This is a genomic window from Plantibacter sp. ME-Dv--P-122b (assembly GCF_030209375.1).
GTDB lineage: Bacteria > Actinomycetota > Actinomycetes > Actinomycetales > Microbacteriaceae > Plantibacter.
In genome coordinates this window covers 34,317-58,398 of record NZ_JARVSC010000007.1, presented here as the reverse complement: position 1 = coordinate 58,398, position 24,082 = coordinate 34,317, and the positions used below count along the sequence as shown (strand labels likewise).

Genomic DNA, 24,082 nt, shown 5'->3' with positions numbered 1-24,082 from the left:
GACCACCCGGGCCCACCCTGGACCTTGACAGCGGCCGGACCGGACCCGGCCCGATCGGGACCGTCGATGCTCGGCGTGGCTCACCACGGGTGCGGGGCGCTGATAATCTGGCAGCTGCGGTGGCCTCGGGGTGTTCGTGTGCCCGGACGATCGAGGAGTGCAGTGGGAGAGATCGACGGAGAGTTCGGCCGCGTCCGGGACGCGCTGGAGCGTCCCGCGATCCGGCTGCTGAGCCGGCCGACCGCACCCGCGGTGGTCGCGATCTTCCGGACCACCTTCGGCCGCGACGTCCAGTTCGTCGCAGCGGATCGCTTCCATCTGCAGGTCGAGGAATACCTCGGTGAACTCGCGGCACGCGGTGCGCGGATCCCGGCCGGCGGTGACGAACGCGGTGGCGGACGCACCCTCTGCCGGGAGTGGGTCCACGACCAGTGGCTCGTCCGGACGAGCACCGACGACGGCGAGGAGCAGTACTCGCTCACCTCGCACGCGCTCGAAGCGGTCTCGCTCGTCGACGGCCTCGCACACGACCGGGCCCTCATCAGTGAGTCGCGCCTGACCATGATCCTCGACTCGGTGCGCCGATGGGCGCTGCAGGCCGACCCGGACCGCGACGAGCATCTGCGTCGTATCGACGCGCAGCTCGCCGAGCTGCAGGCGGAACGCGAACGGGTCGCGGCCGGCGGTACCGTCGTGGCGGCGAGCGACGACCGGATGCAGGACGGCTACGCGAACATCGCGGACCTCATCCGTCAGCTCCCGAGCGACTTCCGCCGGGTCGAGGAGTCGGTCATCGCGATGCACCGGCGGATCGTCGAGGACTTCCGGAACGACACCCGTCCGATCGGCGAAATCCTCGACGACTACCTCCGGCGCACCGACGAGCTCATGACGGCGACGGCCGAGGGCCGCGCCTTCGAGGGCGCCTTCGAGCTCCTCCGCAACGACGATCTGCTGCAGGACCTCAAACGCGACCTCTCCACGATCCTCGACCACCCCTTCTCGGCCAGGCTCGGGCCCGCGGAGCTGCGGGGCTTCCGGGGTGCCGTCGGGATCATCCGACAGGGGATCGACGACGTCCTCGCGCAGCGTCGGCGGCTCACCGCGACGCTCCGCGACCACATCGTGCATCACGACGTCGTGCAGGACCGCGAGCTCGACACGACCCTGCGGGCACTGAACCAGCGCCTCGGCATCTGGATGCGGACCGCTGGGCCTCGCGCCACCGTCGACCTTCCGCTCCTCCCCGAGACCATCGACATCGAGCACCTGCGCGAGCGGTTCTACGATCCGGACGTCGAGGTCGCACCGCCGCCGATCACGACGACCGTCGAACGGACCGACGGCGCGGCGATGTCGCTCGACATCCTCCGCTCGCAGGGCGGTCCGCTCCTCGACGAGCTCCGGGCCGGACTCCTCGACGCGGTGACCTCCGGTGCCGAGGACGCCCATGCGGCGTTCTCCGGGCTCGATCCGGAACTCCGACGACCGGTGGAGCTCTTCGGCCTCGTCCACCTCATGACCCAGCTGGGCACGTACGACGAGCAGGCACCTCGCCGTCGCTACGAGACGGTCCGTCCGGACGGGACGACCACCGCGTTCGAACTCCCGGCGTTCCCGCTCGGTGAGGCCGGTGTCGCAGCGCTGACGCGGGCCACGACGACCACGACCACTGCTCCGGCCGACCAGGCCGGGCGCGGAACGGAATGACATGACCTCCGAGACGGATCCCACCGTGACGGCGACGACCGACCCGACGTCGGATGATCTGACGACGGACGGACTCGACGCCTTCGCACCCGCCGAGACGCCGGTCACCGGCCCGGATGACGACTCCTTCGCGCTCTTCGAAGGGGACGAAGGACGCCTCGACGCGGCTCAGCGTCGTGCGCTGGTCGCCCTGCTGAAACACCGCTACGTCAGCCCCGCGCTCCAGCCGGCCGAGTGGCGGACGGTCCTCGAGTCCGAGTCGCTGCTGCGGTCCCGCCTCAACGAGCTGTTCCTGGAGCTCGAGGTGGACCGCTCGGCCGAGGTCGCCTTCAAGCGCCAGGCGGGCTCGGAGAGCGGGCGGCGTCCCTTCCCAACCCTGCTGCACGACACCAGCTACAGCCGCGAGGAGACGATCCTGCTCGTCTACCTGCGGACGCGTCTCCGGACCGAACTGGCCAACGGCGCACGAGCCGCGATCGTCGAACACGACGAACTCCTCGGCTTCGTCGCGAGCTTCCGGCCCGAGCACGCCACCGACCGTGCCCGTGACGACGGACGCGTCGAGCGCGCGATCGACAAGCTGCTGACCGCCCGGGTCCTGCTGCGCACCAAGGACGCCCGTCGCCACCGCATCGCCTCGGTGGTGGAGACGCTCCTCCCCCTCGAGCGCCTCCAGGAACTCCTGGAGTGGTTGGAGACGCAGACCGCAGCGGTCGACCCTGCCTCCGAACAGCCGCGACCCGATGCTGACGCGGACTCGGACGCCGAGCCCGACGACACCGCAGCCGAGTCGCAGGACTCCCCCGACGACCCGACCCAGACACGAGCAGCAGAGGACGACCGATGAGCCGCGCCACGGACACCGACACCCTGCTCGACCTCGTCGAGCAGTGGCGCATCGAACGGATGCAGGTTATCAACTGGGGCGGGTTCGACGGGTACCGATCGGTCGACTTCGCCTCCCGCGCGACGCTCATCTCCGGCGCTTCCGGCACCGGGAAGAGCTCGCTCATGGACGCGTACCTCGCGGTCATGATGCCGTCGGACGTGCCGTTCAACGGCGCCTCCAACGACGCAGCGGTCGGACGGGCGCGGAACCCCGACCAGCGCAACCTGCTCACGTATCTCCGCGGCAAGGTCGACTCGGCGCGCGACCCGCAGACCGGGGCGATGCGCGACATCAACCTGCGCGGCACGGACCAGCTCACCTGGGGTGCCGTGGCGGTGACGTTCCTCAACGACGACGACCGTCGCTTCACCGTCGTGCGCGCCTACCTCGTCCCCCGACGTGCGCTGCGCACCGGTGACCTGTCGATGACGATGGCGACCGTCGACGGGCCGTTCGAGCTCACGGACCTCGAGGCGTTCGTGCCGAAGCGGTTCGACGCCGGTGAGCTCCAGGGTCGCATCCCCGGATTCGTCGTCCGCGACACCTACGCGGAGCTGTCCTACACGCTGCACACCCGTCTCGGCATCGGTGCCGGTGGCGACGGTGGTCGGGCGATGCGTCTGCTGGCCCGGATCCAGGCGGGCCAGCACCTGCCGACGGTCGACGGCCTGTACAAGTCGATGGTGCTGGAGCGTCCGAGCACGTACGACGCGGCCGACCGGGCGCTGTCGCACTTCGAGGCGCTCGACGAGGCGTACCTCGCGATGGAGACCGAGAGCCGCAAGGCTCGGGTGCTCGAGCGGCTGGGTGAGCTGCGTCGCGACTACGAGGACGGGCACCGCGCGGCGGCCGACCTGGAGCGCCTCGGCTTCACCGAGGACGGCACGACACCGTTCACCGTCTGGCGCAGTCGCGCGCACGAGGCACTGCTCGATGAAGCGGTCTCCAGGAACCGGCGGGAGAAGCTCGAGGCCGGGGCCACGCTGGAGGCGGCGCGGGCACGGGCCGCTGCGGCGGGTGTCCGCGTCCGTGAACTCGAGCGTCAGGTGTCGGAGCAGGGCGGGAGCGCGCTGCGGCGTGCTGAGGAACGCCGTGAGGCCGCGGAGGCGACGCACGCCGAGGTGGAGCGAGCCCGGTCCCTGTTCGACGAGCGCACGGAAGTCCTGGACGATCCGATCGAGGATGAAGCCTCGTTCCTGCGTGCGCTCGGCCGCAGCGAGGACTTCCTCGCCGACGACGACGCCGCGCTCGACGCCATCGAGACCGATCGCGCCCAGCTGCATCGGGAAGCGTTCCCACTCGAGGAGCGCAACACCGAGCTCCGCCGTGAGCTGCAGTCGCTGCGGGGCCGTGACGGCGCGGTGCCCGATCGACTCCACCGGGCGCGGCTCGCCCTCGCCGAGGCGGCCGGACTCGATCCCGAACAGCTGCCGTTCGTGGCCGAGCTCGTCGACGTCGCTCCCGCATACGCCGCCTGGCGTCCCGCGATCGAGGTCACGCTGCACGGTCTCGCGAGGACCGTCCTCGTCGACGAGGAACACCTCGACGCGTTCGGCCGCGCGATCGACGCGGTCCGGATCCCGATCCGCCTGCAGTTCGAGGGCGTCCCGCTGCACGAGCCGTCCTCCCCAGACGCGGGTGACCCCGCGTTCATCTCCGGCCGCGTCACGTACCGCACTTCCCCGTTCAGCGCGTGGATCGAGCAGCGCGTGAGCTCGGACCGGATCGACGCGCGGTGCGTGGAGTCGGCGTCTGACCTCTCGGGTGGCGGTCGCCGCGTGACCGTGAACGGCCAGCTGCGTGACGGCCGCCGCGGCTCCCATGGCGACACGGGCGGCGCGCCGATCCTCGGCTTCACCAACGAGGCGCGGATCGCGTCGATCGAGGCTGAGACGGCCGAGATCCGCGGGCGCCTGGAGGTCATCGCCGGTCGACAGGCCGGCATTCAGCAGCGGCTCTCGCGCCGTGAGGCCGAGCGGGCCGCCCACCGGTACCGACTCGACACCGAGTGGGCCAGGATCGACGTCGCCGGTGCTGCTGCGCATCGTGACGCCGCCACGGCCGAGCTGGAGCGTCTGCTCGACGCCAGTGACGTCCTGCAGGAGCTCCAGGGCTCGGTCACGGCCGCCCAGCGTGAACTCGACGCCGCGAACGCCGAGCGGTTCCCGGCCGAAGACCGAGTCCGACGCCTGGACGAGGAGCACGGGGTTCTCGTCGATCAGCAGGACGCCGCGACGACGGTCATCGACCGCTTCGAGCGCTCCGATGTGGAGGAGGTCTCCCCCGCCGACGTCGAGCGCATCGAGGCCGCCCTCGCGGCGGTGGGCGGCGTGCCGTCACTCGGTGGCTTCGGCGATGCGATGAAGCGGCTCCGCGCCCGGCTCGGTGACGAGCTGTCGTCGGCCGTCCGCAAGGCGGAGCAGGCCGCGCTCGCACAGGTGCACGTGTTCGAGCAGTACCAGTCGATCTGGCACGACCCCAACCTCGGCACCACGCTCGAGTCCTACGACGACTACCGGGCGATCCTCGACGGCATCCTCGGCACCGGTCTCCCCGAACGCCGTCAGGAGTGGCGTCGCCGGTTGTCGCAGTGGAGCGGCGAGGACCTCGTGCCCCTCAGCAGTGCGTTCGACAGCGCCGTCGAGGAGATCGAGGACCGTCTGGTCCCGGTCAACGACATTCTGCGCGACCTGCCGTTCGGACCGGCGCACGATCGTCTGAAGATCGTCCTCCGCCGGGTGCATCGCGAGGAGGCCTCAGCCTTCCGGCGCGAGCTGCGGGCCCTGTCGAGCGAGGTCACCGCGAACCTCGGCGACGACGAGTTGGAGGCCCGGTTCCAGCGGCTCCGCCGCTTCATGGAGTCGATGCGCGACACGGGTGCCGGTGCCCAGTCGACCCGCGACCAGGTGCTCGACGTGCGCCGTCACGTCGAGATCACCGCCGTGCGGTACGACACGTCGGGGCAGGACGTCAGCGTCTACTCGTCGCTCGGCGACAAGAGCGGCGGCGAGACCCAGGAGCTCGTGGCGTTCATCGTCGGTGCTGCCCTCCGCTACCAGCTCGGTGACGAGGACCGCCCGCGTCCGAGGTTCGCGCCGGTGCTGCTCGACGAAGGCTTCATCAAGGCGGACTCGGAGTTCGCCGGCCGCGCGGTGGTCGCCTGGCTGCGGCTCGGCTTCCAGCTCGTGATCGGCGCCCCGCTCGACAAGGTGACGGCGCTCGAGCCCTACATGGACCGGCTCCTGTCGATCCGGAAGGATCCGGAGACCAGACACGCCTGGGTCGCCGAGATCGAGCGGTCGGCTCCGGTCGAGCCGCTCGAACGCGTCGGATAGCGTCTGCTCCATCGGACCTGCTCGTTCCAGACGTGACTTGACAGCAGGTTGATTCGAACATATGTTCGAATCATGTCCGACCGGTCCGCTACCCCGCCGATCCGCATCGGTGAGGCCGAGTGGATCGTGATGCGGGAGGTGCCCGACCGGCCGGCCGGTCTCGTGAAGTACTTCGCGCCGAGCGGCGCACCGGCCTACTTCCGTTGCGTCACCTGGGCTCCGCGGTCAGAGGACCGCCGGTTGATCGGTCGGTTCGCGACGCTCGCCGAGGCGGAGCGTGCCGTGCCGGGTGGGCGCCGGCCCGCCGCACCGGCCACTCCCACCGCCACGGACGCCTGGGAGCACGGGCAGGTGCCGTGGGACGCAGCGCCGCGACGGAGCGACCGGTACGCCTGAGCGGCCGATCATAGGTCGGTCAGCGCCATCCGTATCTCGAACGGAGGCCAGCGGCGACGCGGGCGAAGCGATCACGAGGGACCTGAGCTGCCTCCCGTCGCATCCCGGCGGGGTGCACGCGGAAGACGCGGTCGAGGTTCGCCCAGCTCGGACGGCCGGCACTGTCCCATCCGCCGGTACCGAGCGGCACGAACTCGCCGTCATGCGAATGATCCTTGCTCGTCAGCTGCACCGCCAGCACCCAGCCTCCGGTCGAGCGCGCCACGATGAGCACCGGACGGTCCTTGCCACGTCCGTCGCGCTCCTCGTACGGCACCCAGGTCCAGACGATCTCGCCGGGATCGGGATCGCCGTCGACGGCCGGGGCGTAGTCGATGGACACGGCACCGACCGCCCGCGGATCGACCTCGACCGTCGCCGTCCGGCCTGAGCGTCCGGGCGAATCGGCGGTGGTGGTCGGCGGCGTCGCGAGGCCGGCGGTGCGCACCGCACTGGAGGCGGCGCGGGTGGAGGGGCCCAGGAGCGCGTTCGCGACGCGGCGGATGATCGAGGTGAAGGTTGACACGCCGTCACCCTATCGTCCGCGGCTCCCAGGCTCCCACCGCAAGGAACGCCGAACGGGCGCCGTCCTGGTGGACGACGCCCGTTCGTCGAAGCAGAGGCGGTCGAGGTCAGTCGACGAGGGCGTACCCCTCTTCGCCGTGTACGGAGGTGTCGACGCCGGCGATCTCGTCCTCGTTCTTGACGCGGAAGCCGATCGTCTTCTCGATCGCGAAGCCGATGACGAAGGCCACGATGAAGGAGTAGATGAGGACGGCGAAGGCGGCGATGGCCTGGACCGCGAGCTGCTCGATGCCGCCGCCGACGAAGAGGCCGGTCTCGGTCGCGAAGAAGCCGAGGTACAGGGTGCCGATGAGGCCACCGACGAGGTGGATGCCCACGACGTCGAGGGAGTCGTCGAAGCCGAGCTTGAACTTCAGCTCGACGGCGATGGCGCAGACGGCGCCGGCCACGATGCCGAGGAGCAGTGCCCAACCCGGAGTCAGGTTCGCGCACGCCGGGGTGATGGCGACGAGACCAGCGACGGCACCGGAGGCGGCGCCCACCGAGGTCGCCTTGCCGTCCTTGAACTTCTCGACGACGATCCAGCCGATGATGGCGGCAGCGGTGGCCCCGACGGTGTTGACGACGATGAGTCCGACGTTCGCGAGCTCGTTCAGCCACTCGGCGCCGGCGTTGAAGCCGAACCAGCCGAACCACAGGATGGCGGCACCGAGGAGGGTGAGCGGCACGTTGTGCGGCTTCGTGATGCCCTTCTGGAAGCCGATGCGCTTGCCGAGCACCAGCGCGAGGGCGAGGGCTGCGGCTCCGGCGTTGATGTGCACCGCGGTTCCACCCGCGTAGTCGATGACGCCGATGCCGGCATCCTCACCGAACAGCGTGGTACCGAGGTTCATGATCCAGCCGCCGCCCCAGACCCATGCGGCGATCGGGAAGTACGCGATCGTCGCGAAGAGGCCGGCGAAGATCATCCAGGAGCCGAACTTCGCGCGGTCGGCGATGGCGCCGGAGATGAGCGCGATCGTGATGATGGCGAAGGTGGCGCCGTAGGTCGCTCCCACGAGGTCGGTGTTCGCGGTCTCGCCGCTCGCGAGTGCGGTCATCCCGAAGTCGGAGAACGGGTTGCCCGCGAACTCCAGCGGGCCGCCGACAGCCGACATGTTGAAGCCGTAGAGGATCCACAGCACGCTGATGAGCCCCAGTGCGCCGAAGCTCATCATCATCATGCTGACGACGCTCTTCGCCTTCACGAGGCCGCCGTAGAAGAATGCGACACCGGGGGTCATGAACAGCACCAGAGCGGTTGCCGTGACTCCCCAAGCGATACTGCCTGTATCCATTGGATCTTCCTCACACATCGTGGTCTTGCAACGGGTGACCGAGATGGTGAGGGCTGGTCGAGCTCGGCCTCGCCGTCCGACTCGGTACAGCGACCAGTCTGGGGAACGGACGTTTCCGCACGACTGTCAGCGTGTTTCCGATGTGTTACGCGAGCGCCGCCCAGGTAAACAGCGTGTTTCGTGACCCGGCGGGACCGGTCAGTCCATCGAGGTGAGGGCGATCATGCGCGACATCGCGCGCAGGTACTTCTTGCGGTATCCACCGTTGAGCATGTCGCCGCCGAACACCTCGTCGAGGGCCATGCCGGTCGTGACCACGGGGATCTGTGCGTCGTACACCCGGTCGATGAACGCGACGAGCCGGAGCGCCTGGCCCTGGTCGGTCAACTCGTGGACGTCGCGGAGCGCGATCAGGTCGACGCCGTCGAGTAGTCCGATGAATCGCGAGGGGTGGACGGCGGCGAGGTGGGTGATGAGACCGTCGAAGGTGTCGACCGTGACGTGACGGTCGGCGGACGCGGCCTCCGCCGTGCGTGCGTCGAACCGCTCCTCGGAGCTCACCACGGCGTGACCCTCGATGCTGCGGCGGCGGTAGTCGGTGCCGTCGATGCGGAGGGTCTCGAAGTTGGCGCTCATGGCCTGGATCTCGCGAAGGAAGTCGGCTGCGGCGAAGCGGCCCTCCCCCAGGGCGTTCGGCGGGGTGTTGGAGGTCGCCGCGATCCTCGTCCCGGTCGCGACGAGTTCGCCGAGCAGTCGGGTCATGACCATCGTGTCGCCCGGGTCGTCGAGCTCGAACTCGTCGATGCAGATGAGCGTCGCGCCCGTCAGCTGCGCGACCGCCGCCGCGTAGCCGAGCGCACCGACGAGGGCCGTGTACTCGATGAAGGTGCCGAAGTACTTCTTCCGACCGGGCGCATCGTGCCAGAGCGCGGCGAGGAGGTGGGTCTTGCCGACGCCGAAGCCCCCGTCCAGGTAGATCCCCGGCTTGGCGGCCGGCGCCTTGGACTTCCGCCGTCCGAAGAAGCCGCCACCGCCACCGGCCTGGGGCGCGAAGAAGCCGCGGAGCTTCTCGACCGCGGCCGCCTGGCCTGGGAAGTCGGGATCCGGACGGTACGAGTCGAAGCTCGCCTGCTCGAACTGCCGGGGTGGCGTCAGGCTCGCGACGATCTCGGCGCCACTGACCGTGGGGACACGATCGGTGAGGCTGCGGAATCCGGTCGGGACGGAAGGCGTGGTCACGGCAAACCTCTGGCTCTGCATGGGTGCGGGGTTACGGCGTCTGACGCATCGGTGCGGTTCGGTGGTGTGGACGGCGTACTGTCGAAGGGACAGGCTTCCAGCCTAGATGCACGACACCCGAGCCCCACCGCAGCCAGCTGCACGACCGGAGGTACCCATGACCGTCGACGCCGATTCGACCTCGACCAAGTTCACCGCCTACGCCCACCCCGAGCGCCTCGTCACGGCGGAGTGGCTCGAAGCGCACCTGGGTGAACCCGGTCTCGTCGTCGTCGAGTCCGATGAGGACGTCCTCCTCTACGAGACCGGCCACATCCCCGGCTCGGTGAAGGTCGACTGGCACACCGACCTCAACGACCCGGTCGAGCGCGACTACATCGACGGAGCCGCCTTCGCCGCACTGCTCGGATCCAAGGGGATCTCGCGAGACGACACCGTCGTCATCTACGGCGACAAGAACAACTGGTGGGCCGCCTACGCCCTGTGGGTCTTCAGCCTCTTCGGACACGAGGACGTCCGGCTGCTCGACGGTGGACGCGACAAGTGGATCGCGGACGGCCGGGCGATCACCCGCGAAGCCACGGAGCGCGAAGCCGTCGAGTACCCCGTGGTGGAGCGCGACGACTCGGTCCTCCGCGCCTACAAGGACGACGTGCTCGCCCACCTCGGCAAGCCGCTCATCGACGTCCGCTCTCCCGAGGAGTACAGCGGTGAACGCACCACGGCTCCCGCCTACCCCGAAGAGGGTGCGCTTCGCGCCGGTCACATCCCGAGCGCGCAGAGCGTGCCGTGGGGCAAGGCGGTCGCCGAGGACGGCACCTTCCGGCCGGCCGAGGAGCTGGACGCGATCTACCGCGACGGCGCGGGCCTCGCCGAGGGCGACGAGGTGATCGCCTACTGCCGCATCGGCGAGCGGTCGAGTCACACGTGGTTCGTCCTCCAGCACCTGCTCGGGTTCGACAACGTCCGCAACTACGACGGGTCCTGGACGGAATGGGGCAGCGCCGTGCGCGTGCCGATCGTGCAGGGTGCCGAGCCGGGCGACGCGCCGACGCGCTGAGCTCGTCCACCCACCGCCCTTCCGCACGGCTTCGCTGCGCGGGAGGGCGGTCTGCTGTTCCCGGCTGCGATACTGGAGTGACCATGACCGATTCCCTTCTCGCCCCGAACCTCGCCGAGATCCGAGATGAGTTCCTCGCCGTCGAGGAACGCTCGCGGCTGCAGCTGCTCCTCGAATTCAGCGACGAGCTGCCGGACCTCCCGGAGCGCTACCGCGACCACCCCGATCTCATGGAGCGGGTGCTCGAGTGCCAGGCGCCCGTGTTCTTCTTCGTCGAGGTCGACGAGGACGGCATCGTGCACCTGTTCGCGACGGCTCCCGAAGAAGCGCCGACCACCCGCGGGTTCGCGAGCATCCTCGTCCAGGGGCTCGCCGGACTCACCGTCGACGAGGTCCTCGCCGTCCCCGACGACTTCCCGCAGATGATCGGACTCTCCCGGGCGGTGTCGCCACTGCGCCTGCGCGGGATGTCGGCGCTGCTCGGCCGGACGAAACGCCGCCTCCGCGAACTCGCCTGAGTCGTCGGCCCGTCGGTCAGTGTCCGGGCGGCAGCGGCACGAGCTCGTCGAGCCAGTCCGAGACCGCGGCGGTCCAACGCTCCGGGTCGTAGTTCCAGAGCTTCGTGTGACGGGCGACAGTGAACGGGACGAACGTCACGATGTCGGGTCGCGCGAGGGCGAGAGCCCGCGACGGCCCGGCCGGCACGTAGCCGTCGTCGTCACTGTGCATGAGGAGGATCGGCAAGGCGAGGTCTGCCGCGTTGGCGACGTAGTCGAGCCGACCGAGATCGATGCTCGTCGCCTGCCCGGTCAAGAGGCGTCCCCACCGGCGGCTGATGGCGAGCAGGGCGACCCGACCGACCACGCTCGGGATCCGGTTCTCGCGGGCCTGGTGCTGCAGGACGTCCACCCAGTCGATGACCGGCGAATCGAGCGCCACGGCGCGGAGGAGTTCGGGGTGCGTCGTCCGTCGTGAAGCTTGGAGCACGATCGCTCCGCCCATGGACCAGCCCATGAGCACGACGTCGGCGGCACCCTGTTCGCGCACCCAACCGATGGCGGCGTCCACATCGCGCCACTCCTCGTCGCCGAGCGCGTAGCGGAAGTCCAACGCGGGCGGAGCGTCGCCGTCGTTGCGGTAGGAGACGAGCAGGCACGAGTATCCGGCGTTGCGGAAGCTCGGCACCGCTCGGAGCGCTTCGGATCGCGTGGTCCCCCGGCCGTGCACCAGGACGGCCCAGCGGGTGGACGGTCCGTCCTCCGGGTGGATCGCCCACGCCGGTGCCGGCCCGAGCGGCGTCGGGACGAGCACGTCCTCGTGGGCGAGGCCCAGCTCCTCCGGACGGCGGAAGAACCACCCGCTGAACTCGGCCTCCTGGCCGACGCGGAGTGCGTCGACGTCGCCGCCGAGGAGCGTCCGGACCACGGTGTGCTGCCGCACCTCGAGGATGTCGCCCAGCTGCACGTAGGCCGCCCGTCTCGTCACCCAGCTGCCGTACCGGCCGGGGACGACGGTGTCCGGCGTCGCGACGAGTTCGACCGTCCCGCCGGCGCGGTCCAACCCGACGATGCGAGCCTCACTCGGGCGATCCCGAGCCGGCACCACCACCTTGCGGGCGATGGTCGCGACGACGGCGAGTCCGAGGGCGCCGACGGCGGCAGCGGCTCCACCGGCGATGACGATCGCATCCGTCGCCGAACCCCGCCGTCGGATGCCGGTGCTCGCCGCTCCTCGACCGCCTGCCTGCGACCCGGGTCCGCGTCTCCGCCCGGCGTGCCTCTGCCCATTCATCGGGATGTAACTCTAGTCTTCACTCGTGGTAGAGAGTCCGACGACGGCAAAGGTTCCCGAAGAGTTCGCCCGAGCGGTGGACGCTGTTCGCGCTGCTGCCGTCCGGCCCGATCTGAGAGTCACGGAGATCCCCGCGCCGAGCAATCTCGCGCCGTTCGCCATCGCCCTCGCGGCCGACGTCTCACCGAGTCGCCACGATGCCGACTCCGACCTCGGTACGGGGCGGTTCGTCCTCCTCTACGATCCGGACGGCTCCGACGCCTGGGGTGGACGCTTCCGCGTCGTCTGCTTCGCCCAGGCCCCCCTGGAGACCGAGATCGGACTCGACCCGTTCCTGGCCGAGGTCGCCTGGTCCTGGCTCGTGGACGCCCTCGACACCCGCGGTGCCTCCTACCAGGCGGCGTCCGGTACCGCGACGAAGATCATCTCGAGTGGTTTCGGGGAGCTCGCCCGGCAGGGCGACGGCGCACAGATCGAGCTCCGAGCGTCGTGGACACCGCTGGAGAGCGACGTCGCGGCGCACGTGGAAGGATGGGGAGAGCTGCTGTGCATGCTCGCCGGCCTGCCTCCGACCACCGAAGGGGTCTCCCTGTTGTCCGTCAAACGAGCTCACCGTGAGTGACGCGGCGCCCGAATCCGCACCGCTCCTCCCCCCGCCCGCGCCCACCGCACCACGGGTCGTCACCGACACCCGCGAGGCCTACCTCGCCTCCCTCGAGGTGCTCGCCGCGGGTCACGGACCGTTCGCGCTCGACGCCGAACGTGCGTCGGGCTACCGCTACTCCCAGCGGGCCTACCTGATCCAGGTCTACCGTCGCGGTGCCGGGGTCTTCCTCTACGACCCGCCCGCCATCGGCTCCATGGCCGAACTCGGCGCCCTGATCCAGGGTGAGCGGTCGATCCTGCACGCGGCGAGCCAGGACCTCGCCTGTCTGCGCGAAGTGGGCATCGACCCGAGCGAGCTCTTCGACACCGAGCTGGGGGCCCGTCTGCTCGGGCTGCCGCGTGTCGGGCTGGGTGCCGTGGTCGAGGAACTGTTGGGCATCCATCTGGCGAAGGAGCACTCCGCCGCCGACTGGTCGACCCGCCCGCTCCCCGCGTCCTGGCTCGAGTACGCGGCGCTCGACGTCGAACTGCTCGTCGACGCCGCAGAGGAACTGGCAGCCCGCATCGAGGATGCCGGGAAGAGCGACATCGCGCGGCAGGAGTTCCAGGCGACGCTCGCCCGGGAGGCCAAGGCACCCCGCGCCGAGCCCTGGCGCCGCCTCTCCGGACTCCACGCCGTGCGCGGGCAACGCAACCTCGCCGTCGCCCGCGAGCTGTGGCTCGCCCGCGACGAACTCGCGCAGCGCCGCGACACCGCGCCCGGGCGGCTCATCCCCGACGCCTCGATCACCGCGGCCGCGAAGGCCAACCCCAGCTCGAAGCGCGACCTCGCAGCGCTCTCGGACTTCCGAGGGCGTGCGAGCCGCACCGAGCTCGACCTCTGGTGGAACGCGATCCACACCGGCCAGACCACCGAGGACCTCCCCGGTGCCCGACCGGCGAGCGACACGCTGCCACCCCCGCGCAGCTGGTCGGACAAGAATCCGGACGCGCACGCCAGGTACACCGCGGCACGGACGAGGATCCTCGCGACCGCGGAGTTCCTGACGATGCCGGTCGAGAACCTGCTCACGCCGGAGACGCTGCGCCGACTGGCCTGGACGCCGCCCGAACCACTCACGGTCGAGACGGTCGCCGCAGCACTCGCCGAGCACGAGGCACGCCCCTGGCAGATCGACGCGACCGCCCGGGCGATCACCGACGCCTTTGTCGAGTCGGCCCAATCCCCGGTGGAGCCTGACCCGGACGCTTCGTAGGAAGCGTTGCACCCGGGTGTCCACCCGTGTCTGCCGCCTAGGATCGGGGCGTACCCCGAGAATGAGGAGGCAACGTGGCCGAACAAGCCGACGTCGTATTCGTTGATGGAGTCCGGACACCGTTCGGACGAGCAGGCGAAAAGGGCATGTACTGGAACACCCGGGCTGACGACCTGATCGTCAAGGCGATCATCGGACTGCTCGAACGTCATCCCGGGCTGCCGCTCGACCGCATCGACGAGGTCGCCATCGCGGCGACGACCCAGCAGGGCGACCAGGGGCTCACGCTCGGCCGCACCGCCGCGCTGCTCGCCGGCCTCCCGAAGTCCGTCCCCGGCTTCGCGATCGACCGCATGTGCGCCGGAGCGATGACCTCGGTCACGACGCTCGGCAGTGGCATCGCGTTCGGTGCCTACGACCTCGTCCTCGCCGGAGGCGTCGAGCACATGGGACGTCACCCCATGGGGCTGGACGCCGACCCGAACCCACGCTTCCTCGCCGAGCGCCTCGTCAGTGAGGACGCGCTGAACATGGGCAAGACGGCCGAGCGCATCCACGACCGGTTCCCGCAGCTCACGAAGGAACGCTCCGACCGCTTCGGCATGCGCAGCCAACAGAAGGTCGCGGCCGCCTACGAAGCCGGACGGATCCAGCCCGACCTCGTCCCGGTCGCGCTCCGGAGCGACAGCGGATGGGGACTCGCCACCGGTGACGAAGGCCTGCGTCCCGAGACCACGATGGAGGGGCTCGCCGGACTGAAGACGCCGTTCCGCCCCCACGGCCGGGTCACCGCAGGCAACGCCTCGCCGCTGACCGACGGCGCCACGGTGAGCCTGCTCGCCAGCGCCTCGACGGCGAAGGAACTCGGCCTCACGCCGAAGATGCGCCTCGTCAGCTTCGCGTTCGCGGGCGTCGAGCCCGAGATCATGGGCATCGGTCCCGTGCCGTCCACGGAGAAGGCCCTTCGGAAGGCGGGCCTGTCGATCGAAGACATCGGTCTGTTCGAACTGAACGAGGCCTTCGCCGTGCAGGTGCTCTCCTTCCTCGACCACTTCGGCATCGACGACGAGGACCCGCGGGTGAACCCGTGGGGTGGCGCGATCGCCGTCGGGCACCCGCTCGCGGCATCCGGCGTCAGACTCATGATCCAGCTCGCGGCGCAGTTCGCCGAGCACCCCGAGGTGCGCTACGGCCTCACGGCGATGTGCGTCGGCCTCGGCCAGGGCGGCACCGTGATCTGGGAGAACCCGTACTTCACCGGCAAGAAGGGACGCAAGTAGATGACCGACTACACGACCATCGACTTCTCGGAGCTCGTCGCGATCAGCGGCGACGACGAGGTCGTGACGCGCTCCTTCGTCAAGGACGTCACCACGGCGAGCGGCCGCACGATCGCGCTCATCACCCTCGACAACGGACGCGACCACACGAGGCCGAACACCCTCGGCCCGGTCACGCTGCTCGAGCTCGACGGCGTCCTCGATGCGCAACGGACCCGTGCCATGTCCGGCGAGATCGACGGTGTCGCCATCACGGGCAAGCCGTTCATCCTGGCGGCCGGCGCCGACCTGAGCAAGGTCGGCGACATCCCGTCCCGCGAGGTCGCGACCAAGCTCGCGCAGCTCGGCCACCACGTCTTCGGCAAGCTCGAGGACCTCGGCGTACCCACCTTCGTCTTCATCAACGGACTCGCGCTCGGTGGCGGACTCGAGATCGGCCTCAACGCGAACTACCGGACCGTCGACGCTTCGGCGCCCGCGATCGCGCTCCCCGAGGTCTTCCTCGGACTCATCCCGGGCTGGGGCGGGGCCTACCTGCTCCCGAACCTGATCGGCATCGAGAACGCACTCAACGTCGTCATCTCGAACCCGCTCAAGAACAACCGGATGCTCAAGGCGCAGGACGCGCTCGCCTACGGCATCGCGGACGTCATGTTCCCGTCCGCCAACTTCCTCGAGGACTCGTTGCGCTGGGCCGACGGGGTGCTCAGTGGCACGGTGACCGTGCAGCGCAAGAACGTGCCGGGCAAGGTGGAGCGGACGATCAAGTGGCCGCTCGCCATCAGCACCGCCCGCAAGATGCTCGAGAGCAAGATCGGCACGGTCGCGAAGTCGCCCTACGCGGCCCTCGACTTGCTCGAGGCCGCCCGCAGCGGCACGAAGGCACAGGGGTTCGAGCGAGAGGACCGGGCGCTGTCCGAGCTCATCGTCGGCGACCAGTTCCAGGCGAGCATGTACGCGTTCGACCTCGTGCAGAAGCGCGCCAAGCGTCCTGCAGGAGCGCCCGACAAGCAGCTCGCCCGACGGGTCACGAAGGTCGGCATCATCGGTGCCGGGCTCATGGCGAGCCAGTTCGCGCTGCTCTTCCTCCGGCGACTCCAGGTGCCGGTCGTCATCACCGATCTCGACCAGGGTCACGTCGACGCCGGCGTCGCCCGGATCCACGGCGAGATCGACACCCTCCGCGGGAAGGGGCGCATCTCCCCCGACGAGTCGAACCGCCTGAAGGCGCTCCTGTCCGGCACCACGGACAAGGCCGACTTCGCGGATTGCGACTGGGTCATCGAGGCCGTCTTCGAAGAGGTCGGCGTCAAGCAGAGCGTCTTCGCCGAGGTCGAGCAGTACGTCTCGGAGCAGGCTGTACTCGCGACGAACACCTCCTCGCTCTCCGTCGAGGAGATCGGGGCGAAGCTCGCGCACCCCGAGCGGCTCGTCGGCTTCCACTTCTTCAACCCGGTCGCCGTCATGCCGCTGCTCGAGGTCGTCCGCACACCCCAGACGGACGACGAGACGCTCGCGACGGCCTTCGCCACCGCGGCGAAGCTGAAGAAGAGCGCCATCCTCACCGCCGACGCTCCCGGCTTCATCGTCAACCGACTCCTGGCGAAGGTCATGGGTGAGGCGGCGCACGCCCTGGACGCCGGCACCCCGCTGCTGACGGTCGAACGTGCCTTCGCGCCCATCGGCCTGCCGATGACGCCCTTCCAGCTCATCGACCTCGTCGGTTGGAAGGTCGCCGCGCACGTGCAGGACACGATGGTCGGGAAGTTCCCCGACCGGTTCTTCGCGTCGGAGAACCTCCACCGGCTCGCCGGCCTGGACTCGGTGGTCGAGAAGGACAAGGGCGGCAAGGTGACCGGCTTCACGAAGCAGGCCCAGAAGGTGCTCGTCACGGGCGACAGCCCGCTGAGCGAGGACGAGATCCTGCGGCGGGTCGAGGACGGCCTCGCCTCGGAGATCAAGCTCATGCTGGACGAGGGCGTCGTCTCAGCCGCCCAGGACATCGACCTCGGGCTCATCCTCGGTGCGGGTTGGCCGTTCCAGGACGGCGGAGCGACGCCGTACCTGGACCGCGTCGGTGCCAGCGAGCGTGCCTTCGGCGACACCTTCCACCACCCGCCCATCCGGGGCGTCCAGGCGTAGCCCGCGGGGTATCGCGAGAGCGGGGTGTCATCCACCATCGGTGGACGGCACCCCGCTCTCGCGGTTGAGCCTCGGGGGACGCCAGCTCTCAGCGCCTGCGCAGCTCAGCGGTTGACGGTGCTCATGTCCGGATACCGGTCGCCGGCCGGGAGGCGGAGCGCGTCGAGTCGTGCGAGCGCGTCGGTCGACAGGGAGAGCTCGTCGGCGCCGAGGTTCTCCTCGAGGTACGGGATCCGCTTCGTGCCGGGGATCGGCGCGATGTCGTCACCCTGGGCCAGCAACCAGGCGAGCGCCACCTGGGCCGGTGTCGCGTCGAGCGACGCGGCGATCCGGTCGACCTCCTCGACGATCGCGATGTTCGCAGCGAGGTTGTCCCCCGCGAAGCGCGGGTTGGCGCGACGGAAGTCGGTTTCGTCGAGCACGTCGAGTGATCGGATCGTGCCGGTGAGGAACCCACGACCGAGCGGCGAGTAGGGGACGAAACCGATGCCCAAGTCGCGGACGGTCGGCAGGATCTCCGCCTCGGGGTCGCGGCTCCAGAGCGAGTACTCCGTCTGCAGCGCGGTGATCGGGTGCACCGCGTGTGCTCGCCGGATCGTGTCGGGAGCGGCCTCCGACAGACCGATGTACCGGATCTTGCCCTCGGTGACGAGCTCCGAGAGTGCACCCACCGTCTCCTCGATGGGCACGCCCGGATCCACACGGTGGAGGTAGTAGAGGTCCACGACGTCGGTCCCGAGCCGGCGCAGCGATCCCTCGATCGACAGGCGCACGTTCGCGGCGCTGCCATCGGCGCCGAACTGTCCGTCACTGGAATTGCGGATCGTCCCGAACTTGGTCGCCAGGGTCACCTCGTCCCGGCGTGAGCCGAGTGCAGCTCCGAGCAGTTCCTCGTTGAGGTAGGGACCGTACATCTCAGCGGTGTCGAAGAAGGTGACGCCGAGATCCAGAGCACGGTGGATCGTCGCGGTCGACGCCGCATCGTCGAGGGCGGCACCGGTGTAGAACGCGGACATCCCCATGCAGCCGAGGCCGATCCGGGCGATGTCTGGTCCGGCTGTGCCGAGTGTGATGTGCTTCATCGTGTTGCCACCTGTCCTGTATAGAGTTCGATCTTGCGATCGATGACCTCCAGCGACTGCTGCATCTCCTCGAGGCGGGCCAGGAACGAGATCCGATGCCGGAGCAGCAGCTCGAGCCTCGCCTCGGCGGTGTCGTCACCGCGCTGAGCCAACTCCGTGTACTCACGGAGCGTCGCGATCGGCATGCCCGTCGCTCGGAGCTTCGTCAGGAACACGACCCAGGACACGTCGCCCTCGCTGTAGCGGCGGTGCGTCGATGAGCTGCGACCGATCGGACGTGGCATGAGCCCTGCGCGCTCGTAGTACCGGAGCGTGTGGACGCTCAGTCCGGTCTGTTCGGCGACGTCGGAGATGGCGTAGCCCTCGTGGAGAGTGGTCATGTCGACACGATACGACTTCGAGCGCACTCGAAGTCAAGCGCGTCGCAGCCCGCGGTCAGGCGCCGTGCGGCCTCGTCGTGCTCCGCTCCGAAGACGTGTCCTGCTCGACGCGGTCGTCGGGCAGTGGGCGGGCGACCGGGATGCGACTCCCGAGGACTTGCGCGACGACATCCCGGGCGATCTGCTGAGCCGTGAGCCCCGCATCCTCGAGGATCTGCTCGCGGGACGCGTGGTCGATGAACTCGTCCGGCACACCGAGTTCGTCGACGGCCGTGTCGACACCGGCCTCGCGGAGGGTCTGCCTGATGCGGGTGCCGATGCCTCCGACGCGGATGCCGTCCTCGATGGTGATCACGAGCCGATGTGCCGCGGCGAGCTCGACGAGCGATTCGGCGACGGGGACCACCCAGCGGGGGTCGACGACGGTCGCGCCGATGCCCTGCTGGGCGAGCCGGTCCGCCACGTCGATCGCGATGGGCGCCATCGGGCCGACGGCGACGATGAGGACATCCGGCTGCTCGGTCGTCCGGAGGACGTCGACACCGTCGTGGAGACGCTCGACGGCCGCGAGCTCGGCGGGGGCGCTGCCCTTCGGGAACCGGATGACGGTCGGGGCGTCGTCGATCGACACGGCCTCACGCAGTTCCTCGCGCAGCCGCTCACCGTCACGCGGTGCCGCGATCCGGATACCCGGGACGACCTGCAGGATCGCGAGGTCCCAGATGCCGTGGTGGCTCGGTCCGTCGGGGCCGGTCACGCCGGCGCGGTCGAGGACGACCGTGACCCCCGCGCGGTGCAGCGCGACGTCCATGAGCAGTTGGTCGAAGGCGCGGTTCACGAACGTCGCGTACACGGCCACCACCGGGTGCAGTCCACCGAAGGCGAGCCCGGCCGCCGAGGTGAAGGCGTGCTGCTCGGCGATGCCGACGTCGTGCACCCGCTCGGGGAAGCGTTCGGCGAAGGCGTGGAGCCCGACCGGTCGCAGCATGGCGGCCGTGATGGCCACGACGCGGTCGTCGGCCTCGGCCACCGCGAGCATCTCCTCGCTGAACACGGCCGTCCAGGACGGGCGGGCCGCTACCCCGACGGGCTCCCCGGTCTCGGGATCGATCACCCCGACGGCATGGAACTGATCGGCGTCGTCGTCCCGTGCCGGCTGGAACCCACGACCCTTCTCGGTGATCGCGTGGACGATCACCGGTGCGCCGTAGTGCTTCGCCTGGGTCAGGGCCTCCTCCATCGCGTGGATGTCGTGTCCGTCGACCGGCCCGATGTACTTGATGTCGAGGTTGGAGTAGAGCGCCTCGTTGTTCGTGAGGCGCGACAGGAACCCGTGCGCGCCCCCGCGGACACCGCGATAGAGCGCGCGTCCCGGACCGCCGAGGAGGTTGAAGGCCCGCTGGCTGCGCTCGCGCAGGTCGCGATAGCTCCGACGGGTCCGCACGCCGCTCAGGAACCGCGCCATACCGCCGATGGTCGGCGCGTACGACCGACCGTTGTCGTTGACGATGATGACGAGCCGGCGGGTGTTGTCATCGCTGATGTTGTTGAGCGCCTCCCACGTCATGCCACCCGTCAGCGCACCGTCGCCGACGACCGCGACCACATGGCGCTCGTCCTGCCCGGTCATCTGGAAGGCGCGGGAGATGCCGTCCGCCCAGCTGAGCGAACTCGAAGCGTGCGAGCTCTCGACGATGTCGTGCTCGGACTCGGAACGCTGCGGGTAGCCGGCGAGACCGCCCCGGGTCCGGAGCCCGGAGAACTCCTGACGGCCGGTCAGGAGCTTGTGCACGTAGGACTGGTGACCGGTGTCGAACACCATCGGATCCGTCGGGGAGTCGAACACCCGGTGCATCGCGATCGTGAGCTCGACGACGCCGAGGTTCGGACCGAGGTGTCCGCCGGTCTTGGAGACGTTGGCGATGAGGAAGGCGCGGATGTCGCCGGCGAGTTCGACGAGTTCCGCCTCGGAGAGGCCGTCGAGGTCCCGGGGTCCGTTCACCTGATCGAGCACGGTCATGCTGTCGTCCCTCCACCGTGGGCCGACCGATCGCTCGGAGCCCGTCTTTCGAGTGTACGCGTCGTGGGCGGGGTGGGCGGCGAACGCCGCAGGCCGGCCCCGACGGTTGCTGTCGGGACCGGCCTGGTGGTAGAGCCTCGTCGTCAGACGAGGCTGCGGAGCACGTACTGCAGGATGCCGCCGTTGCGGTAGTAGTCGGCTTCACCGGGCGTGTCGATGCGGACGACCGCGTCGAACTCGACCGGTTCCTTGCCGGGAGCCGAGTGCTCGCTCGGGACGGCGCTCACGCGGACCGTCTTCGGCGTGGTGCCGTTGTTCAGCTCCTCGAGACCGGCGATCGACACGATCTCCGTGCCGTCGAGTCCGAGCGAGGCCCAGCTCTCGCCCTCCGGGAACTGCAGCGGGACGACGCCCATGCCGATGAGGTTCGAGCGGTGGATGCGCTCGAAGCTCTCGGTGATGACCGCCTTGACGCCGAGGAGGCTCGTGCCCTTCGCCGCCCAGTCGCGGGAGGAACCGGAGCCGTACTCCTTGCCACCGAAGATGACGAGGGGGGTTCCCTCGGCCTGGTAGTTCTGCGACGCGTCGTAGATGAAGGACTGCGGTGCGTCGGGCTGCGTGAAGTCACGGGTGTAGCCGCCCTCCACGCCGTCGAGCAGCTGGTTCTTCAGGCGGATGTTCGCGAACGTGCCGCGGATCATGACCTCGTGGTTGCCGCGGCGCGAGCCGTAGGAGTTGTAGTCCTTGCGACCGACGCCGTGCTCCTCGAGGTACCGGCCCGCAGGCGAGTCGGCCTTGATGTTGCCGGCCGGGCTGATGTGGTCGGTCGTGACCGAGTCGCCGAGCTTCGCGAGGACGCGGGCACCGACGATGTCGGAGACGGGGGTCGTCTCCATGGTCATGCCATCGAAGTACGGGGGCTTCCGCACGTACGTCGACTCCTCGTCCCACTCGAAGGTCGAGCCCTCGGGGGTCTGGAGCGAACGCCAGCGCTCGTCGCCGTCGAAGACGCCGCTGTACTCGTGGTCGAACATCTCCTTGTTGATGGAGGAGTCGATCGTGTCCTGGACCTCTGCCGCGTCGGGCCAGATGTCCTTCAGGAAGATGTCGTTGCCGTCCGCGTCGACACCCAGAGCATCGACCTCGAAGTCGAAGTTCATCGACCCTGCGAGGGCGTACGCGATGACGAGCGGCGGGCTCGCCAGGTAGTTCATCTTGACGTCCGGGTTGATCCGGCCCTCGAAGTTGCGGTTGCCCGAGAGGACGGCGGTGACGGCGAGGTCGTTGTCCTGGACGGCGGTCGAGATCTCGTCGAGCAGCGGACCGGAGTTACCGATGCAGGTCGTGCAGCCGTAGCCGACCGTGTAGAAGCCGAGGTCCTCGAGGTACTCGGTGAGACCGGCCTTCGCGTAGTAGTCGGTGACGACCTTGGAACCCGGAGCGAGCGTGGTCTTGACCCACGGCTTCGCCTTCAGGCCCTTCTTGCTGGCGTTGCGGGCCAGGAGGCCTGCGGCCAGCATGACCGAGGGGTTCGAGGTGTTCGTGCACGAGGTGATCGCGGCGATCGCGACGGCACCGTGGTCGAGGGTGAAGTCGACCCCGTTCTCCTCGAGGGTGACCTGGGTCGGCTTCGAGAGGGACGCCGGAGCGTGGCTGCGGTGCGTGTGGTGGTGGTGGTTGTTCTCGTCCTCGTCCTGCGGCGTGGTGCCGGCCGGGTCGGAGGCGGGGAAGGAGCCGGCGCCGACGAGGTCGACGATGTCGTGCTCGACCGTGGCGTAGTCGACGAGGTCGCGCTCGAACTGGGCCTTCGCGTCGGTCAGTTCGATGCGGTCCTGTGGCCGCTTCGGGCCGGCGATCGACGGGACGACGGTGGCGAGGTCGAGCTCGAGGTACTCGCTGAAGACCGGCTCCTGGTTGGCGTCGTGCCACAGCTTCTGGGTCTTGGCGTAGGCCTCGACCAGGGCGATCTGCTCGTCGCTGCGACCGGTGAGGCGCAGGTAGTCGAGCGTGACGTCGTCGATCGGGAACATGGCGGCCGTCGAGCCGAACTCGGGGCTCATGTTGCCGATGGTGGCGCGGTTCGCGAGCGGCACCTCGGCGACGCCTGCTCCGTAGAACTCGACGAACTTGCCGACGACGCCGTGCTTGCGGAGCATCTGGGTGATGGTGAGGACGACGTCCGTCGCCGTGACACCCGTCGGGATGGAGCCGTTCAGCTTGAAGCCGACGACCTTCGGGATGAGCATCGAGACGGGCTGGCCGAGCATGGCGGCCTCAGCCTCGATACCGCCGACGCCCCAGCCGAGCACGCCCAGGCCGTTGACCATGGTCGTGTGCGAGTCGGTGCCGACACAGGTGTCGGGGTAGGCGCGCAGGACGCCGCCGACCTCGCGCGTCATGGTGACGCGGGCGAGGTACTCGATGTTGACCTGGTGCACGATGCCGGTTCCGGGCGGGACGACCTTGAAGTCGTCGAACGCCGTCTGGCCCCAGCGGAGGAACTGGTACCGCTCGCCGTTGCGCTCGTACTCGAGCTCGACGTTGCGCTCGAGCGCGTTCTCGCTACCGAAGAGGTCGGCGATGACGGAGTGGTCGATGACCATCTCGGCCGGAGCGAGCGGGTTGATCTTGTCGGCGGAGCCGCCGAGCGCCTCGACCGCTTCGCGCATGGTGGCGAGGTCGACGATGCACGGGACTCCGGTGAAATCCTGCATGACGACGCGAGCCGGGGTGAACTGGATCTCGGTGTCGGGGTCCGCGGTCGGAACCCAGTCGCCGATCGCGCGGATGTGTGCCTCGGTGATGTTGGCACCGTCCTCGGTGCGCAGCAGGTTCTCGAGGAGCACCTTGAGGCTGAACGGCAGCTTCTCGTGACCCTCCACCGTGTCGATGCGATAGATCTCGTAGTCGGTCGTCCCGACAGTCAGGGTGTCTTTCGCCCCGAAGCTGTTCACGGTGGACATATCGTCTTCTCCTTCGTTGGCGGCGGCGAGTG

18 protein-coding genes are annotated in these 24,082 nt (G+C 69.4%); 10 read left to right on the top strand and 8 right to left on the bottom strand.

Annotation, left to right across the window (positions count from 1 at the left end; genetic code table 11):
- Window positions 1–162 precede the first annotated feature (162 nt).
- The 4 genes from QRN19_RS14865 to QRN19_RS14850 all read left to right on the top strand — a co-directional run bounded on the left by QRN19_RS14865 (window position 163) and on the right by QRN19_RS14850 (window position 6,330).
- Window positions 163–1,710, top strand: a complete 1,548-nt coding sequence (locus QRN19_RS14865; RefSeq protein WP_285027866.1) for a DUF3375 domain-containing protein — start codon at window positions 163–165, stop codon at window positions 1,708–1,710.
- 1 nt (window position 1,711) lies between these two features.
- Window positions 1,712–2,557 carry a DUF4194 domain-containing protein gene (locus tag QRN19_RS14860; RefSeq protein ID WP_285027864.1) on the top strand — a complete coding sequence of 282 codons (846 nt, stop codon included), beginning with the start codon at window positions 1,712–1,714 and terminating at the stop codon, window positions 2,555–2,557.
- On the top strand, window positions 2,554–5,934 hold the full coding sequence (locus QRN19_RS14855) for an ATP-binding protein (RefSeq protein WP_285027862.1): 3,381 nt from the start codon (window positions 2,554–2,556) through the stop codon (window positions 5,932–5,934). Before QRN19_RS14860 ends, QRN19_RS14855 begins: the two co-directional genes overlap by 4 nt.
- A 72-nt stretch (window positions 5,935–6,006) precedes the next feature.
- Window positions 6,007–6,330 carry a hypothetical protein gene (locus QRN19_RS14850; RefSeq protein ID WP_285027859.1) on the top strand — a complete coding sequence of 108 codons (324 nt, stop codon included), beginning with the start codon at window positions 6,007–6,009 and terminating at the stop codon, window positions 6,328–6,330.
- Window positions 6,331–6,349: 19 nt separating this feature from the next.
- Here QRN19_RS14850 and QRN19_RS14845 read toward each other — a convergent pair whose 3' ends face one another.
- From QRN19_RS14845 to zapE, 3 genes are all read right to left on the bottom strand, one after another.
- Window positions 6,350–6,895 carry a type II toxin-antitoxin system PemK/MazF family toxin gene (locus QRN19_RS14845; protein ID WP_285027857.1) on the bottom strand — a complete coding sequence of 182 codons (546 nt, stop codon included), beginning with the start codon at window positions 6,893–6,895 and terminating at the stop codon, window positions 6,350–6,352.
- Window positions 6,896–7,001: 106 nt separating this feature from the next.
- Entirely contained in the window at window positions 7,002–8,231 is a 1,230-nt protein-coding gene (locus QRN19_RS14840; protein WP_285027855.1) for an ammonium transporter, read from the bottom strand.
- A gap of 198 nt (window positions 8,232–8,429) precedes the next feature.
- Complete coding sequence (gene zapE / locus QRN19_RS14835) at window positions 8,430–9,491, bottom strand: cell division protein ZapE (protein WP_285027853.1); 1,062 nt, start codon at window positions 9,489–9,491, stop codon at window positions 8,430–8,432.
- Between the two features lie 136 nt (window positions 9,492–9,627).
- Here zapE and QRN19_RS14830 point away from each other — a divergent pair, with 136 nt between their 5' ends.
- Both QRN19_RS14830 and QRN19_RS14825 read left to right on the top strand, forming a co-directional pair.
- A complete protein-coding gene (locus tag QRN19_RS14830) occupies window positions 9,628–10,530 on the top strand; it encodes a sulfurtransferase (RefSeq protein ID WP_285027851.1) in 903 nt (300 codons plus the stop codon).
- An 83-nt stretch (window positions 10,531–10,613) separates the two neighbouring features.
- Entirely contained in the window at window positions 10,614–11,048 is a 435-nt protein-coding gene (locus QRN19_RS14825) for a SufE family protein (RefSeq protein ID WP_071260092.1), read from the top strand.
- Between the two features lie 16 nt (window positions 11,049–11,064).
- On the opposite strand, the gene QRN19_RS14820 is transcribed toward QRN19_RS14825, so the two are convergent.
- Window positions 11,065–12,321 carry an alpha/beta hydrolase family protein gene (locus QRN19_RS14820; RefSeq protein ID WP_285027848.1) on the bottom strand — a complete coding sequence of 419 codons (1,257 nt, stop codon included), beginning with the start codon at window positions 12,319–12,321 and terminating at the stop codon, window positions 11,065–11,067.
- Between the two features lie 25 nt (window positions 12,322–12,346).
- On the opposite strand from QRN19_RS14820, the gene QRN19_RS14815 reads away from it, so the two are divergent.
- From QRN19_RS14815 to QRN19_RS14800, 4 genes are all read left to right on the top strand, one after another.
- Window positions 12,347–12,943 carry a DUF3000 domain-containing protein gene (locus QRN19_RS14815; protein WP_079002473.1) on the top strand — a complete coding sequence of 199 codons (597 nt, stop codon included), beginning with the start codon at window positions 12,347–12,349 and terminating at the stop codon, window positions 12,941–12,943.
- Window positions 12,936–14,183 (top strand): HRDC domain-containing protein, encoded by a 1,248-nt coding sequence (locus tag QRN19_RS14810; protein ID WP_350224039.1) that lies wholly within the window; start codon window positions 12,936–12,938, stop codon window positions 14,181–14,183. Before QRN19_RS14815 ends, QRN19_RS14810 begins: the two co-directional genes overlap by 8 nt.
- A gap of 74 nt (window positions 14,184–14,257) precedes the next feature.
- Window positions 14,258–15,463, top strand: coding sequence for a thiolase family protein (locus tag QRN19_RS14805; protein ID WP_064293790.1), 1,206 nt, complete (start codon window positions 14,258–14,260; stop codon window positions 15,461–15,463).
- Window positions 15,464–17,605, top strand: a complete 2,142-nt coding sequence (locus tag QRN19_RS14800) for a 3-hydroxyacyl-CoA dehydrogenase NAD-binding domain-containing protein (protein ID WP_285027845.1) — start codon at window positions 15,464–15,466, stop codon at window positions 17,603–17,605. It abuts the gene before it with no gap.
- A gap of 104 nt (window positions 17,606–17,709) precedes the next feature.
- On the opposite strand, the gene QRN19_RS14795 is transcribed toward QRN19_RS14800, so the two are convergent.
- The 4 genes from QRN19_RS14795 to QRN19_RS14780 form a co-directional block, all read right to left on the bottom strand.
- Window positions 17,710–18,687 carry an aldo/keto reductase gene (locus QRN19_RS14795; RefSeq protein WP_285027843.1) on the bottom strand — a complete coding sequence of 326 codons (978 nt, stop codon included), beginning with the start codon at window positions 18,685–18,687 and terminating at the stop codon, window positions 17,710–17,712.
- Complete coding sequence (locus tag QRN19_RS14790) at window positions 18,684–19,067, bottom strand: MerR family transcriptional regulator (RefSeq protein WP_285027841.1); 384 nt, start codon at window positions 19,065–19,067, stop codon at window positions 18,684–18,686. The genes QRN19_RS14795 and QRN19_RS14790 overlap by 4 nt, the downstream gene beginning before the upstream one ends.
- 55 nt (window positions 19,068–19,122) lie before the next feature.
- Window positions 19,123–21,087, bottom strand: coding sequence for a 1-deoxy-D-xylulose-5-phosphate synthase (gene dxs, locus QRN19_RS14785; protein WP_285027839.1), 1,965 nt, complete (start codon window positions 21,085–21,087; stop codon window positions 19,123–19,125).
- A 143-nt stretch (window positions 21,088–21,230) separates the two neighbouring features.
- Complete coding sequence (locus QRN19_RS14780) at window positions 21,231–24,050, bottom strand: aconitate hydratase (protein ID WP_285027836.1); 2,820 nt, start codon at window positions 24,048–24,050, stop codon at window positions 21,231–21,233.
- Window positions 24,051–24,082: the final 32 nt, after the last annotated feature.

What these genes read in the sequence shown, in the direction of transcription:
- QRN19_RS14860 (WP_285027864.1), top strand. Translation starts at nt 1,712, where the DNA reads ATGACCTCCGAGACGGATCCCACCGTGACGGCGACGACCGACCCGACG.
- QRN19_RS14855 (WP_285027862.1), top strand. Translation starts at nt 2,554, where the DNA reads ATGAGCCGCGCCACGGACACCGACACCCTGCTCGACCTCGTCGAGCAG.
- QRN19_RS14850 (WP_285027859.1), top strand. Translation starts at nt 6,007, where the DNA reads ATGTCCGACCGGTCCGCTACCCCGCCGATCCGCATCGGTGAGGCCGAG.
- QRN19_RS14840 (WP_285027855.1), bottom strand. Translation starts at nt 8,231, where the DNA reads ATGGATACAGGCAGTATCGCTTGGGGAGTCACGGCAACCGCTCTGGTG.
- zapE (WP_285027853.1), bottom strand. Translation starts at nt 9,491, where the DNA reads ATGCAGAGCCAGAGGTTTGCCGTGACCACGCCTTCCGTCCCGACCGGA.
- QRN19_RS14830 (WP_285027851.1), top strand. Translation starts at nt 9,628, where the DNA reads ATGACCGTCGACGCCGATTCGACCTCGACCAAGTTCACCGCCTACGCC.
- QRN19_RS14825 (WP_071260092.1), top strand. Translation starts at nt 10,614, where the DNA reads ATGACCGATTCCCTTCTCGCCCCGAACCTCGCCGAGATCCGAGATGAG.
- QRN19_RS14820 (WP_285027848.1), bottom strand. Translation starts at nt 12,321, where the DNA reads ATGAATGGGCAGAGGCACGCCGGGCGGAGACGCGGACCCGGGTCGCAG.
- QRN19_RS14800 (WP_285027845.1), top strand. Translation starts at nt 15,464, where the DNA reads ATGACCGACTACACGACCATCGACTTCTCGGAGCTCGTCGCGATCAGC.
- QRN19_RS14795 (WP_285027843.1), bottom strand. Translation starts at nt 18,687, where the DNA reads ATGAAGCACATCACACTCGGCACAGCCGGACCAGACATCGCCCGGATC.
- QRN19_RS14790 (WP_285027841.1), bottom strand. Translation starts at nt 19,067, where the DNA reads ATGACCACTCTCCACGAGGGCTACGCCATCTCCGACGTCGCCGAACAG.
- dxs (WP_285027839.1), bottom strand. Translation starts at nt 21,087, where the DNA reads ATGACCGTGCTCGATCAGGTGAACGGACCCCGGGACCTCGACGGCCTC.
- QRN19_RS14780 (WP_285027836.1), bottom strand. Translation starts at nt 24,050, where the DNA reads ATGTCCACCGTGAACAGCTTCGGGGCGAAAGACACCCTGACTGTCGGG.